General features: G+C 64.3%; 14 protein-coding genes. 6 read left to right on the forward strand and 8 right to left on the reverse strand.

The window, feature by feature from the left end; all coding sequences use genetic code 11:
- Window positions 1-334 precede the first annotated feature (334 nt).
- On the reverse strand, window positions 335-1,006 hold the full coding sequence (locus IVA93_RS33665) for a response regulator transcription factor (RefSeq protein ID WP_018459987.1): 672 nt from the start codon (window positions 1,004-1,006) through the stop codon (window positions 335-337).
- 343 nt (window positions 1,007-1,349) lie between these two features.
- Between IVA93_RS33665 and IVA93_RS33670 the strand changes: the two genes are divergently transcribed.
- Window positions 1,350-2,975 (forward strand): MFS transporter, encoded by a 1,626-nt coding sequence (locus IVA93_RS33670; RefSeq protein WP_018459988.1) that lies wholly within the window; start codon window positions 1,350-1,352, stop codon window positions 2,973-2,975.
- Window positions 2,976-3,036: 61 nt separating this feature from the next.
- Here the strand turns inward: IVA93_RS33670 and IVA93_RS33675 are convergent, their stop codons facing one another.
- The gene (locus tag IVA93_RS33675; RefSeq protein WP_026233919.1) at window positions 3,037-3,510 is read right to left on the reverse strand and encodes a secondary thiamine-phosphate synthase enzyme YjbQ; all 474 of its coding nucleotides are present in this window, start codon (window positions 3,508-3,510) and stop codon (window positions 3,037-3,039) included.
- Window positions 3,511-3,643: 133 nt separating this feature from the next.
- Window positions 3,644-4,174, reverse strand: coding sequence for a hypothetical protein (locus IVA93_RS33680; RefSeq protein ID WP_026233920.1), 531 nt, complete (start codon window positions 4,172-4,174; stop codon window positions 3,644-3,646).
- Between the two features lie 390 nt (window positions 4,175-4,564).
- Here IVA93_RS33680 and IVA93_RS33685 point away from each other — a divergent pair, with 390 nt between their 5' ends.
- The 5 genes from IVA93_RS33685 (at window position 4,565) to IVA93_RS33705 (ending at window position 7,202) form a co-directional block, all read left to right on the forward strand.
- Window positions 4,565-4,939: an AtpZ/AtpI family protein gene (locus IVA93_RS33685; protein ID WP_018459992.1), complete on the forward strand. Its 375-nt coding sequence runs from the start codon at window positions 4,565-4,567 to the stop codon at window positions 4,937-4,939.
- Window positions 4,940-5,053: 114 nt separating this feature from the next.
- Entirely contained in the window at window positions 5,054-5,803 is a 750-nt protein-coding gene (locus tag IVA93_RS33690) for a F0F1 ATP synthase subunit A (RefSeq protein WP_018459993.1), read from the forward strand.
- Window positions 5,804-5,856: 53 nt separating this feature from the next.
- Window positions 5,857-6,087: a F0F1 ATP synthase subunit C gene (locus tag IVA93_RS33695; protein WP_007599451.1), complete on the forward strand. Its 231-nt coding sequence runs from the start codon at window positions 5,857-5,859 to the stop codon at window positions 6,085-6,087.
- Window positions 6,088-6,147: 60 nt separating this feature from the next.
- Window positions 6,148-6,711 carry a F0F1 ATP synthase subunit B family protein gene (locus IVA93_RS33700; RefSeq protein ID WP_018459994.1) on the forward strand — a complete coding sequence of 188 codons (564 nt, stop codon included), beginning with the start codon at window positions 6,148-6,150 and terminating at the stop codon, window positions 6,709-6,711.
- A gap of 5 nt (window positions 6,712-6,716) precedes the next feature.
- Window positions 6,717-7,202, forward strand: a complete 486-nt coding sequence (locus IVA93_RS33705; RefSeq protein ID WP_018459995.1) for a F0F1 ATP synthase subunit B family protein — start codon at window positions 6,717-6,719, stop codon at window positions 7,200-7,202.
- A 200-nt stretch (window positions 7,203-7,402) separates the two neighbouring features.
- Here the strand turns inward: IVA93_RS33705 and IVA93_RS33710 are convergent, their stop codons facing one another.
- The 5 genes from IVA93_RS33710 to IVA93_RS33730 form a co-directional block, all read right to left on the reverse strand.
- Window positions 7,403-8,059, reverse strand: coding sequence for a hypothetical protein (locus IVA93_RS33710; protein ID WP_018459996.1), 657 nt, complete (start codon window positions 8,057-8,059; stop codon window positions 7,403-7,405).
- 121 nt (window positions 8,060-8,180) lie between these two features.
- On the reverse strand, window positions 8,181-8,768 hold the full coding sequence (locus IVA93_RS33715) for a GNAT family N-acetyltransferase (RefSeq protein ID WP_007599447.1): 588 nt from the start codon (window positions 8,766-8,768) through the stop codon (window positions 8,181-8,183).
- Window positions 8,769-8,807: 39 nt separating this feature from the next.
- Window positions 8,808-10,097 (reverse strand): M16 family metallopeptidase, encoded by a 1,290-nt coding sequence (locus IVA93_RS33720; RefSeq protein WP_007599446.1) that lies wholly within the window; start codon window positions 10,095-10,097, stop codon window positions 8,808-8,810.
- Window positions 10,094-11,512: a threonine synthase gene (gene thrC, locus IVA93_RS33725; RefSeq protein WP_018459997.1), complete on the reverse strand. Its 1,419-nt coding sequence runs from the start codon at window positions 11,510-11,512 to the stop codon at window positions 10,094-10,096. Before thrC ends, IVA93_RS33720 begins: the two co-directional genes overlap by 4 nt.
- A gap of 573 nt (window positions 11,513-12,085) precedes the next feature.
- Window positions 12,086-12,730, reverse strand: a complete 645-nt coding sequence (locus IVA93_RS33730) for a response regulator transcription factor (protein ID WP_018459998.1) — start codon at window positions 12,728-12,730, stop codon at window positions 12,086-12,088.

Genomic DNA, 12,730 nt, shown 5'->3' on the forward strand with positions numbered 1-12,730 from the left:
CGCAGCCTTGGGCTCACGGAGAGCAATCCGCCCTGCCCTTGGCCTCTCGCACCCGAACGCTGCCGCGTCCACCGCAAGCCCGGCTCGCGAACATGACGACCACAAGATCGCCCCTCAAGGATGAGCCGGGATGCGCGACACATACGCCATTTCCGAATTTCGGTAAAGTGGAATATTTTTGCGGCGGCGGATTGACGGGGGCGACACAGAGGAGGTCCGGTAGCCCGGATGAGCGAAGCTATATCCGGGGTTTTCGCTAGCTAGCCGCACTAGCGGTCCCGGATGTCGCTTCGCTCATCCGGGCTACAGGCTGCGAGAGGCGCTCGCTACAGGCTCACCCCGTCGGGGTACCCTGCTTCCATTGGCCGCCGGCGATTTTCGCGGCGGCGATCACGGCTTGGGTCCGACTTTCGACGCCGAGCTTTTGCAGGATCGCCGAGACATGCGCCTTGATGGTGGCCTCGGAGACGCCGAGCTCATAGGCGATCTGCTTGTTGAGCAATCCCTCCGACAGCATCATCAGAACCCGGACCTGCTGCGGCGTCAGCGTCACCAGCCGGTCGCGCAGGCGCGTCATGTCGGGGTCGGCGACTGCCGACAGATCAGTGTCGGCGGGAACCCAGACGTCGCCCTCCATTACCTTGAGGATCGCGTCGCGCAAGGTGTCGACGCCGAAGCGCTTCGGGATGAACCCGGAGGCGCCGAAGTCGAGCGAGCGGCGGATGGTGGCGCTGTCGTCGGACGCCGAGACGATCACCACCGGAATAGCCGGATATTGCGCGCGCAGATAGATCAGGCCGGAAAAGCCGGAGATCCCGGGCATCGACAGGTCGAGCAGGATCAGGTCGACGTCGGAGGTCTGTTCCAAAAGCTTGGTCAGATCCTCGAACGATCCAGCCTCGTCGATCCTGGCCGAGCTCAGGACGCCCGTCACCGCCTGCCGCAACGCGTCGCGGAACAATGGGTGGTCATCGGCAATGATGAGATGGGTCGAGGGAGCGTTCATCGTTCTCTTGCTGGCAATCGCACCGGGCCAGTAAGCCGGCGCGGGGCCCTGGTCAATTCTTTCCCGACCAGCCGTGGCATGCAAGTGGACATTATCCCTTTGCGGCAACGGGGTTAATCCACAGGCCGGCACTATGTTGCCGGATGGAAGGCTCGCAGTGTCAGGCGAGCGTCAGTGTGAAAGGCCGAAAGTCGTATTGGGGCGGGTTTCACGCCAATGTTACCTTGGGGGCAAGGCTTGGGTTGATCCGGCATGACCGGACATCCAGGGCGCGAGGAAACGATTTTTCGGGGAGCGACTCAACATGTCGACAATGGCTGTGTCTCAAGCAGGCGCGGGAGGGATGACGAAGGACGAACGGTTCGTCATTCTCGCCTCCTCGCTCGGTACCGTCTTCGAGTGGTACGACTTCTATCTCTACGGTTCGCTGGCCGGCATCATCGGCGCGCAGTTCTTCTCGGCCTATCCGCCGGCAACCCGCGACATCTTCGCGCTGCTGGCCTTCGCGGCCGGCTTCCTGGTGCGCCCGTTCGGCGCGATCGTGTTCGGCCGTGTCGGCGACATCGTCGGCCGCAAATACACCTTCCTCGTCACCATCCTGATCATGGGTCTGTCGACTTTCATCGTCGGCCTGCTGCCCAACGCTGCCACCATCGGCATCGCGGCCCCGATCATCCTGATCGCGCTGCGTCTCGCCCAGGGCCTCGCGCTCGGCGGTGAATATGGCGGTGCGGCCACCTACGTCGCGGAGCATGCTCCGAACGGCAAGCGCGGTTACTACACCTCCTTCATCCAGACCACGGCGACGCTCGGCCTGTTCCTGTCGCTGCTGGTGATCCTGTTCACGCGCTCCGCGCTCGGCGAACCCGACTTCGCGGCATGGGGCTGGCGCATTCCGTTCCTGGTCTCCGTGCTGCTGCTCGGCGTTTCGGTCTGGATCCGGCTTCGCCTCAACGAATCCCCGATCTTCCAGAAGATGAAGGACGAGGGGAAGAGCTCGAAGGCCCCGCTGACGGAAGCCTTCGGCAACTGGCAGAACGGCAAGCTCGTGCTGCTGGCGCTGTTTGGCGGCGTGATGGGCCAAGGCGTGGTCTGGTACACTGGCCAATTCTACGCGCTGTTCTTCCTGCAATCGATCCTCAAGGTCGACGGCTACACCGCCAACCTGCTGATCGCCTGGTCGCTCCTGCTCGGGACCGGCTTCTTCATCGTGTTCGGCGTGCTCTCCGACAAGATCGGCCGCAAGCCGATCATCCTCGGCGGCTGCCTGATCGCGGCGCTGACCTTCTTCCCGATCTTCAAGATGATCACCACCAATGCCAACCCGGCGCTGGAAAAGGCGATCGAGTCGGTCAAGGTCGACGTGGTGGCAGATCCCGCAGGTTGCGGCGACTTGTTCAATCCGGTCGGCACCCGCGTCTTCACCTCGCCTTGCGACACGGCACGTGCCTACCTGTCGCAGTCGTCGGTCAAGTACTCGACCACGCCAGGTGCGGCAGGCTCCGGCGTGAAGGTGATGGTCAACGGCAAGGAAGTTCCCTACGCCAACGCCAAGGACGGCAATCCGGCAGTGCTCGCCGCCGTGCAGGGAGCCGGCTATCCGAAGGCCGGAGATGCGGGCATCGTGAAGATGGCGCATCCGTTCGACATCTTCCGTCCGCAGGTGGCCGCGGTCGTCGGATTGCTGTTCGTCCTGGTGCTCTTCGTCACCATGGTGTACGGCCCGATTGCCGCGATGCTGGTCGAACTGTTCCCGACCCGCATCCGCTACACCTCGATGTCGCTGCCCTACCACATCGGTAACGGCTGGTTCGGCGGCCTGCTGCCGGCGACCGCCTTCGCGATCGTGGCCTCGACGGGCGATATCTATGCGGGCCTCTGGTATCCGGTCATCTTCGCGTCGATTACCGTCGTGATCGGCTTGTTCTTCCTGCCGGAGACCAAGGACGTCGATATCAAGTCGACCTGATCGACGCAGATCGAGATCAACACCAACCGGCCGCGGTCTCCGCGGCCGGTTTTGTTTTGGCCTACTGATTGCTACCGAGGAATTGCAGCACCACCTCGCGCCGGTGCGGGCGGGCGCGATGCTCGATCAGATAGATCGCCTGCCAGGTGCCAAGCGCGAGCTTGCCGCTCAGGACCGGCACATGAAGCGAAGTCTGGGTCAGCATTGTCTTGACGTGCGCCGGCATGTCGTCCGGTCCCTCGGCATCATGCGTCCAGCCGGCGTTCTCGGGCGCGAGCCGGGACAGAGCCGTGGTGAGATCCACGAGCACGGAAGGGTCGGCGTTCTCCTGGATCGTCAGCGATGCGGAGGTGTGACGAACGAACAGCGTCAACGCGCCGTCTCGCGCGCCTGCCTCCGCCACGAACTTCGCAGCTTCAGCGGTGAGATCGGTGAAGCCGCGGCCGGGCGTCTGCACGGTCAGCAGCGACGATGCGATGGTGGTGGCTTGCACCGACGATGGCGCCGAGCGCGTGATGGATTTGGCTGATGTCATCATCACTCTCTCAATTCGGAAAGCTGCCATAGGTGGGCAAAGCGAAGCGTGCCCACCGACTCACGCAACGAAAACAAAAATGGTGGGCACGGCGCGTCGCGGCCTTGCCCACCCTACCGCATCTCGCCACGTGCTAAATCTTCCCCGACACGTCCTTCTGCACGCGGTTGGCCATGTCGATCAGCCGGCGCCAGGCCCTTTCCAGGAATGACATCACGCGATCGACGTCCTGGTCGCTCGGCAGCGGGATCTCGATCCTGCGCTCGCCCTCGGCGGCCTTTGGTGCTTGCGGCTCCGCCTTCTTGAGCGGATCCGTTTTCGGCAGCGCCTCGTCGATCTTGCCTGACACGGTCGGCCCCGCCGCAAGCCGTCCCTTCAGCGTCTCGACTTCGGCCTGGAGCCTGCCGATCTCGGCGTCGAGCGCGGTACGTTCATCGGGCACCGCGTAGCAGGCCCAGCCGGCGCCGCTGCGGGTGCAGGTCGACACCGTGCCGGTGCGGCTGTCGAGCCGCAGCACCCCCTCGGGGATGGGCGTCATGCTGTAGCGGCCGTTTTCGCTGTCGGGCGCGGATTGCGCGACGAGGCAGCCGCCGCTGATGGTCAACACCGCGGCGAACGCCGCCGCCGCCAGCCATGATGCTGTGGATGAATTCGCTGCTCTCATCGCGTTCTCCGCCACGACGCGCAGGTAGCACGTCCAAAGATGGCGCTCATAAAGGTGGCACGTCTCGCAATTCTACACCCCGGCGAGGCGATCCGCCGCCCAAAACGCGCCTTTGACATGAACGATCACGGCGCCCCCTTTGATCCCGGCAGCCGGGCGAAATGGCGACGGCATCCGCCGATCCAGCGGAGACCTGCTGCGGTGCGGCGTCACGCTGTGTGCAGCGCTGCCGCCCGCGCCGATATTGTAAGATAAATCAAATACATAACAGGAATGGACACAATCGTGACTTGGCTTGACTTGATTATGGGCCATCAGTATGGTCCACGCGGCTTTTGAGGGTGGCGGGCGTAATTTCCATTCAACCGCGGCGTTTCGGGTCTTCGTTGCATGACACAGGGCACGGGACACGGCGAGAATGGAGATCGCGATAGATCGCCCGAGGAAGCTGCGCTTTCCGAACGGCTCGGAAATCTTGATCAGCGGTTGTCCGAATTTCGCGGCCGCCACGTCAAGACCGAGCAACCCGCAGGTGACGGTGAGGACAGAGCGGCCAGAGCCTCGGCGATGGCGCTTGGTTTTCGGTTATCCTCCGAGTTGGTCGCCGGGGTCGTTGTCGGAGCGGGGATTGGCTGGGGTTTCGACCGCTTGCTGTCGACGTCGCCTTTCGGATTCATCGTGTTCCTGCTGCTGGGCTTCGTCGCCGGCGTGGTGAATGTGGTGAGAACGGCAGGCGCGGGTCAAAACAGGCGCGGTGGTTCTTAGGCGGTCCACACCAGGAGAGGAATGATCGTGCCGGCTCGTGCCGGTACGGGCCGGGCCCGACCGGCAGACCGAGACCCGCCGGCATCGCCCGGCAGACCAAGAGATGCCGCGCTGATGAAAATCGATCCGATCCACCAGTTCAACATCGAGCCTCTCTTCACCCTGGGCCATATCGGCAACCACACGATCGCCTTCACCAACTCGTCGCTCTACATGCTGGTGGCGGTCGCGATCATCTCGATCCTGATGCTCGCCAGCGGCACGCAGCTGGTTCCCGGCCGGCTGCAGTCGGTCGCCGAGATCTCCTACGAGTTCGTCGCCTCCACCATCCGCTCGACCGCCGGCGCGGAAGGCATGAAGTTCTTCCCGCTGATCTTCTCGCTGTTCATGTTCATCTGCGTTTCGAACCTGGTCGGCATTATCCCCTACACCTTCACGATCTCGAGCCATCTGATCGTCACCGCGGCGCTCGCGCTGCTGGTCTTCTTCACGGTCCTGATCTACGGCATTGCCAAGAACGGCCTTAAATTCTTCTCGATCTTCGTGCCCCACGGGGTCCCCGGCTACATCCTGCCGCTGGTGATGTTCATCGAGATCCTGTCGTTCTTCCTGCGGCCGGTTTCCCACAGCGTCCGTCTGTTCGCCAACATGCTGGCCGGCCACATCGCGCTGAAGGTGTTCGCGGGCTTCGTCGCCATGCTCGGCTTCTCGCTCGGCGCCCTTGGCTGGGTCGGCGGCGTGCTGCCGCTGGCGCTCACGGTCGCGCTGTACGCTCTCGAGATTCTGGTCGCGTTCCTGCAAGCCTATGTGTTTGCGATCCTGACCTGCATCTACCTCAACGACGCCATTCATCCGGGACACTGAGCGGTCCGGGGAATTTCCACCCAAAACCCAATCTTTCTTCCAAGGAGTCTAAAATGGATCCGGCAGCAGCAAAACTTATCGGCGCGGGCATCGCATGCATCGGCATGGGCGGCGCGGGCGTCGGCGTCGGCGTGATCTTCGGCAACTACCTCGCCGCGGCCGTTCGCAACCCCTCGGCCGCTCAGGGCCAGTTCGGCAATCTGATCTTCGGCTTCGCCGTGACCGAAGCGCTCGGCATTTTCTCGCTGCTGATCGCGCTGCTGCTGCTGTTCGTTCCGCTCTGAGAACGATTTTTCGCGCCGCTTCAACCGAGGCGACGCGCATGACTGCAACAGGAGTACTCCATGGCTGAAAGTCATGGCGGGGCGAAAAGTCCGGCGGCGGGCGCCCACACCGGGTCCGAAGGCGGTCACGGTGGCGGTTTTCCGCCGTTCGAGAGCGGCACTTATGCTTCACAGCTGGTGTCGCTCGCGATCTTCTTCGTCGCGCTTTACGTGATCGTGTCCAAGCTCGCTCTGCCGCGCGTCGGCGGTGCGATCGAGGCGCGTCAGAACAAGATCGAGGGCGACCTCGCCGAAGCGCAGAAGCTGAAGGACCAGTCCGAAGCGGCGCTGAAGGCCTATGAAAACGAGCTTGCTTCGGCACGCTCGCGCGCGCAGGCCATCGGCAACGAATCCCGCGACAAGGCGAATGCGCAGGCGGACGCCGAGCGCAAGGCCTTGGAAGAGCAACTGGCGGCCAAGCTCGCCGAGGCAGAGAAGACCATCGCCTCGACCCGTGCGACCGCCATGAGCAACGTCCGCGGCATCGCGGCCGATGCGGCAGGCACCATCGTGCAGCAGCTCACGGGCGTGGTTCCGGACGCGGCATTGGTCAATGCCGCCGTTGATGCGTCCTTGAAGGGTTAATCGATATGTTCTTCGATCCTGAAACCTGGGTCGCCATCGCCTTCGTGATCCTGATGGTCGTGTTCGGCTATCTCGGGGTCTTCAAGAAGGCCATGACTGCGCTCGACCATCGCGCCGATCGCATCAAGGCCGAGCTCGACGACGCGACGCGCCTCAAGCAGGAAGCCGCCAAGGTGCTCGCCGACTACAAGGCGCGCACCGCCTCGGCCGAACGCGAGGCCGCCGACATCATCGCCAACGCGAAGAGCGAAGCCGAGCGCATCGCAACCGAGGCCAAGGCCAAGGTGGAAGATTTCGTCGCTCGCCGCACCAAGACCGCGGAGGGCAAGATCGCGCTCGCCGAGGCTCAGGCGGTGGCCGATGTTCGCGCCGCAGCGGCCGAAGCCGCCGTCCAGGCCGCCTCCACGATCCTGTCGAAGTCGGTCAGGGGCCAGGTCGCCGACGATCTGCTCGCCAAGGGCATCACCGAAGTCAGGCAGAAGCTGAACTGAGAGATCTTGCCTTCACCAATCAAAAAGCCGGCGCGATCAGCGCCGGCTTTTTTGTTTGTCGGGCACTGCATCGGCAAATCTGATGTCATCGCCCGCGAAGGCGGGCGATCCAGTATTCCAGAGACAGCCCTGATAGATCGAGAAGCCGCGGCGTACTGGATGCCCCGCCTTCGCGGGGCATGACGACTATCTTGACGTGGTTACTTCTTCTTCGCCCGCGCCTTCGGCTCGGGCGACAGCGCCTGCGGATCGAAGCCGACATAGAAGATGTAGCTATCGGCGTCCTTGGCCGAAGGCATCGGGTAGACCAGATCCTCGGCCACGAAGGTGAACGGCACGCTGCCGCCCTCCGACATTCCGACCGTGGTCCGGTAGGCCTTGGAAGCGATCACCTTCTCGCCGACGCCGCCCTGCACCACGGCGACGCGCAGCGGCACCTCGACGCTCGCAGGCGCGCCGGCGGGTCCGGCAATGACGCGGCCCTGGATGCCGATCCGGGCCGTGATATCGCCGCCATTGCGGGCGCATTCGCGCGCCATCTTGGTGATGGTGGCCTGGAAGCGGATCTCGTTGCCGACGGCCGGCTTCCCGGTGGCACCGACCGCGTAGGTGGAGGCTCCGGCACGCACCGTGACCTGCGGGCAATCAAGATCGTCATCAGCCGCCGGCTGGCCCGGCGCAGGCGCCGGCTTGGGTTGGGCCGGCTCGTCCGACTTGCCGCCGAACAGGCCCTTGAATCGATCGGTCAGCGACTGCGCCGCGACCGGCGAGATGGAGACGAGCGCAACTGACAACGCCAGCGCGACCGCCGCCCCCCGCCGCAACGCATTCCGCGATGACCGAAGCTCCTGCACCATCAACACCCATACTCCTGACGACATCCCGACCGATCACCGGCCGGGTTGCGCCGTTATATCGTCAAAACCGGCGAACCCAAGGCAGCAAACAAGGAGACTTTGGCCGCATCAATCAACGGGCTCAGCCGCGGAAATCCTCGTGCAGCAGGCCGAACAGCAAATGGTCCTGCCAGACCCCGTTGATGCAGAGATACCGGCGCGCCAGCCCCTCGCGGGAGAAACCGCACTTCTCCAGCACCCGGATCGAGGGCGCATTGGTCGGGATGCAAGCGGCCTCGACCCGGTGCAGATTGAGCTCCCCGAACAGCGTCGGCAGCAGCACCCGCAGCGCGGCCGTCATGTAGCCGCGCTGGGCGTGGGGCTTGCCGACCCAATAGCCGATGGTGCCGGCCTGGACGATGCCGCGGCGGACATTGGCGAGCGTGATGCCGCCGACCATGGCGCCGTCGAGCTCCCGGAAGATCAGAAAGGGATAGGACCGGTCCGCGGCGATGTCCTCGGAATAGCGGCGCAGGCGGCGGCGGAAACCGGAGCGGGTGAGATCATCCGACGGCCAGATCGGCTCCCAGGGGGTCAGGTAATCGCGGCTGGACTCGCGCAGATGGGCCCATTGCAGGAAGTCCGACATCTGAGGCGCGCGTAGCAACAGGCCGTTGCCGCGCGGCGCGAGAGCGGCGGGTCCACTGGATGGCAGGCGAAAGAGGGCCATGGTGATGCTTCCCGGGGCGGATCAACCCGTGCGCGGCTCCTAATGCAGCCGCGCCTTGGCGCGTGCCCGGGTCAATCCTTCCGCAAAAGACACCGCCGTGTCCAGACCCCTGCCACTGCCCAATGCGACAACCGCAGGGCGGCTGCGCGAAAGCAGCGCACGCGCCGCATCCCGGGTCGATTCGACGCTGACGGCGTCGATCCGGGCCACCAGCTCCTCGGCGGTCTGGGGCCGGCCATAGGCCAGCACATGCCGGGCGAGTTGCTCGGCGCGGGACGAGCAGCTCTCCAGCGCCATCAGCAGCCCCGCCTTCATTTGCGCCTTGGCCCGCGCGATCTCGACCTCGGTCAGGGTCTCGACCGAATCATTCATGATGTCGACCACGACCTCCATCATCTCGGGCGCATCGGCCGGATCGGTGCCGGTGTAGAGGCCGAAGAAGCCGGTGTCGGTATAGGGGGCATGGAACGAGTAGATTGAGTAACAGAGGCCGCGCTTCTCGCGCACCTCCTGGAACAGCCGCGACGACATCCCGCCGCCGAGGATGTTGGTAAAGACCTGGAGCGAGAACAGCGACAGATCGGTCTGCGGCACGCCCTCCAGGGCCAAGGTCAGATGCGCCTGCTCGAGCTCGCGATGCACCACCTTGGTGCCGCCCTTGCCGAATTGTGCGGGTTGCGGCTTGGGACCCGCTGTCCCCTCAAAACTGGCAAAGCGCTGCTCGACCTCGGCGACCACCTGCTTGTGATCGACCGCGCCGGCGGCCGCCACCACCATGTCAGGGCCGCGGTAGTGCGTCGACAGATAGTCGCGCAGCGAGTCGCGGCTGAAGGCACGCAAGGTCTTCGCAGTGCCGAGCAGCGAGCGGCCCATCGGCTGGTCGGGATAGCAGAGCTCGTTGAGATGCTCGAACACGACGTCGTCAGGCGTGTCCTGCGCCGCGCCGATCTCCTGCACGATGACGTTCTTCTCGCGCTCGAGTTCGTCGGGCTCGAAGGCGGGATTGGCCAGGATGTCGGCGAGCACGTCGAGTGCGAGCGGCACGTCGGCCTTCAGCACCCGCGCATAATAGGACGTGGTCTCGGTCGAGGTGCCGGCATTGAGGTCGCCGCCGACCGCCTCGATCTCCTCGACGATCTCGCGCGAGGAGCGCTTCGTCGTGCCCTTGAATGCCATATGTTCCAGAAGATGCGAGATGCCGTGCTCGTTGGGCTTCTCGTCGCGCCCGCCGACGCCGGCCCAGACGCCGAGCGCCGCGGTCTCGAGATGAGGCATCTTGTCGGTGACGACAGTGAGGCCGGACGCAAGCTTGGAAATCTCGACGCTCATCCGGCAACTCCCTGTTTCGCGGCGCGGCTGACCGACAGCACGAACCGCTCGACCTCGGTCTGGTCGTTCTTCATCACCTTCATGTGTTCGGATTTGGTCATCAGACCATCGAGCCAGGCCGGCAGTTGCGGCCGCTGGCCGCAGGCCGCTTCGACCGCATCGGGGAATTTGGCCGGATGGGCGGTGGACAGCACGATGCTGGGAACCGTCCTGTCCGTGGTGTCGCGGTCGGCGACCGCAAGCGCGACCGCGGTGTGGGGATCGACCAGCTCGCCGGCCTCGCGCCAGGCGGCGCGGATCGCGGCCGCGGTCTCGGTCTCGTCGGCCCGGCCTGCGTCGAACCCCTCGCGGATCGCGGCCAGCGTCGCATCGGGCAGCACGAAGCGTCCCGATTGCTTCAGTGAATCCATCAGACGGCGCACGCCGGCGGCATCGCGCCCGCCAGCCTCGAACAGCAGCCGCTCGAAATTCGAGGAGATCTGAATGTCCATCGACGGCGAAGCCGTCGCGTGGACCTCGCGCACCTCGTAGATCCCGGTCTTCAGCGTGCGCGCCAGGATGTCGTTGACGTTGGCGGCGATGCCCAGGGTCCGCACCGGAAGACCCATGCGCTTGGCGACATAGCCGGCGAAGATGTCGCCGAAATTGCCGGTCGGCACGACGAAGTCCACCGCGCGCGCGGGTGCACCGGCGGCAACGGCGGAGGTGAAATAGTAGACCACTTGGGCGACGATGCGCGCCCAATTGATGGAATTGACGCCGGACAGCGACGTCGCATCGCGGAAGCGATGGTTGTTGAACATCGCCTTCACGAGGGCCTGGCAATCGTCGAAATTGCCCTCGACGGCAAGCGCATGGACGTTGGCCGCGCCCGTCGTCGTCATCATTCGCCGCTGCACCTCGGAGATGCGGCCATGCGGGAACAGCACGATGAGATCGACATTTTCGAGTCCTGCGAACGCGTCGACCGCAGCACCGCCGGTGTCGCCCGAGGTCGCGACCACGATGGTGGTGCGCTGGCCGCGCTGGGCGAGCACGTGGTCCATCAGCCGCGAGATCAGCTGCATCGCCACGTCCTTAAAGGCGAGCGTCGGGCCGTGGAACAGCTCCAGCACGAACTGGTGCGGCGCCATCTGGCGCAGCGGCACCACCGCCGGATGGCGGAAGGTGGCGTAGGCCTCGTTCGCCATACGGCCGAGCTCGGCGTCCGAGATCTCGCCGGCGACGAAAGGGCGGATCACCTCGACCGCGACCTCCCAATAGGGACGCCCGAAAAAGCCGGCGATGGCGTCAGGCGAGAGTTGCGGCCAGGTGGCCGGCACATACAGGCCGCCGTCGCGAGCGAGCCCGGTCAGCATCACGTCGCAGAAGCCGAGTTCGGGGGCCTCGCCCCGGGTCGAGATATAACGAGTCAAACTGCCCTCCAAAGGCCGGCCGAGCCTGGACTCGGTCCGCAAGCCTTTGATTTTACGAAATTACTTGTTAACAGCCAGAGGCTTTGGGCCACCATAAAGTGTTTTGCGGCATCAGGAAACCGCTTCGCGCCTGGGGCCGTCCAAGGAAAAAGGCTGCCAACGAAAAGCGCTGCCAACGAAAAGGGCTGCGGCAATGCCGCAGCCCTCTCTTGGAAGGTCTGTCGTTGTGTGCAGACCGGTTTGGCGTCTTGGGGTCACCGACCCGCAAAAACTGTTCGCGCAAGCTTTCGTCGGCTGTCACGATATCGTCAAGGGACAAAACGGAATGTGTGAGAAAATGTTCCTGTTTTTCCCGACACGTTTCGGCGCGGGCAAACGTTCGCCAGCAGCTTGGCGTCACGCATTACCATTATATCCCGAACGACAGCACAGTTCGGGAACGAACGACGGCTGCGCTCATTGTGTCGGCGGATGGTGTCGGCGCTATCCATGCATTGCCCGGCTGAGCGCCGAGACCGGTCCGCCCGCCGAACCGGCAGCATCCTGGTGCAGCCGGTTCGGTGCCCTGAGGCGTCAGTTCATCCCGATTTCCACCGCGATCCGGATCAGGTCGGAATGGTTCTTGGCACCGAGCTTCTGCTTGAGCAGAGAGGTGGTGTTGGCGACGGTCTTGTAGGAGATGCCGAGCGCCTCGGCGACCTCGACGATCTTGTCGCCTCGCCCCAACAGGCGAAGAATCTCGAGCTCCCGCGGCGTCATCTGCGAGGCTGGATTGGCCTTGATCGCCGCGCCGGAAAACGTCACGGCTTCCGCGAGCTGCGGTGAGATGAAATTGTCGCCCGCAACCACCTTGCGCACCGCCTTGAGCAGGATCCGGGGATCGTCGCCCTTGGAGACGTAGCCCTGGGCCCCGAGCTCGACCGCCCGCACCACGAAGGCTGGATCATCGTTCATGCTGAACATGATGATCTTGGCGTCGGGATCGTCCTTGCGAATGCGCCGCATCAGTTCAAAGCCGGAGACGTCGGGCAGGCTGATGTCGATCACAGTGACGTCGGGCCGCCTGCTGACATAGGCGCGATGCCCGGATTTGGCGTCGGTCGCCTCGTCGATCCGGATCGAATGGTCGGAGGAGAACAGGGTGCGGCAACCGGACAACACCACGGGATGGTCGTCGACAATCAGGACGCGGGTCGCCGGCTTGGCAGTATCTTGCAT

This window comes from Bradyrhizobium sp. 155 (assembly GCF_023101105.1).
Lineage (GTDB): Bacteria > Pseudomonadota > Alphaproteobacteria > Rhizobiales > Xanthobacteraceae > Bradyrhizobium > Bradyrhizobium canariense_D.

Coding starts and splice junctions, on each gene's coding strand:
- IVA93_RS33690 (WP_018459993.1), top strand. CDS start 5,054: ATGAAAATCGATCCGATCCACCAGTTCAACATCGAGCCTCTCTTCACC.
- IVA93_RS33695 (WP_007599451.1), top strand. CDS start 5,857: ATGGATCCGGCAGCAGCAAAACTTATCGGCGCGGGCATCGCATGCATC.
- IVA93_RS33715 (WP_007599447.1), bottom strand. CDS start 8,768: ATGGCCCTCTTTCGCCTGCCATCCAGTGGACCCGCCGCTCTCGCGCCG.
- IVA93_RS33700 (WP_018459994.1), top strand. CDS start 6,148: ATGGCTGAAAGTCATGGCGGGGCGAAAAGTCCGGCGGCGGGCGCCCAC.
- IVA93_RS33670 (WP_018459988.1), top strand. CDS start 1,350: ATGACGAAGGACGAACGGTTCGTCATTCTCGCCTCCTCGCTCGGTACC.
- IVA93_RS33680 (WP_026233920.1), bottom strand. CDS start 4,174: ATGAGAGCAGCGAATTCATCCACAGCATCATGGCTGGCGGCGGCGGCG.
- IVA93_RS33675 (WP_026233919.1), bottom strand. CDS start 3,510: ATGACATCAGCCAAATCCATCACGCGCTCGGCGCCATCGTCGGTGCAA.
- IVA93_RS33710 (WP_018459996.1), bottom strand. CDS start 8,059: ATGGTGCAGGAGCTTCGGTCATCGCGGAATGCGTTGCGGCGGGGGGCG.
- IVA93_RS33730 (WP_018459998.1), bottom strand. CDS start 12,730: ATGCAAGATACTGCCAAGCCGGCGACCCGCGTCCTGATTGTCGACGAC.
- IVA93_RS33665 (WP_018459987.1), bottom strand. CDS start 1,006: ATGAACGCTCCCTCGACCCATCTCATCATTGCCGATGACCACCCATTG.
- IVA93_RS33720 (WP_007599446.1), bottom strand. CDS start 10,097: ATGAGCGTCGAGATTTCCAAGCTTGCGTCCGGCCTCACTGTCGTCACC.
- IVA93_RS33685 (WP_018459992.1), top strand. CDS start 4,565: ATGACACAGGGCACGGGACACGGCGAGAATGGAGATCGCGATAGATCG.
- IVA93_RS33705 (WP_018459995.1), top strand. CDS start 6,717: ATGTTCTTCGATCCTGAAACCTGGGTCGCCATCGCCTTCGTGATCCTG.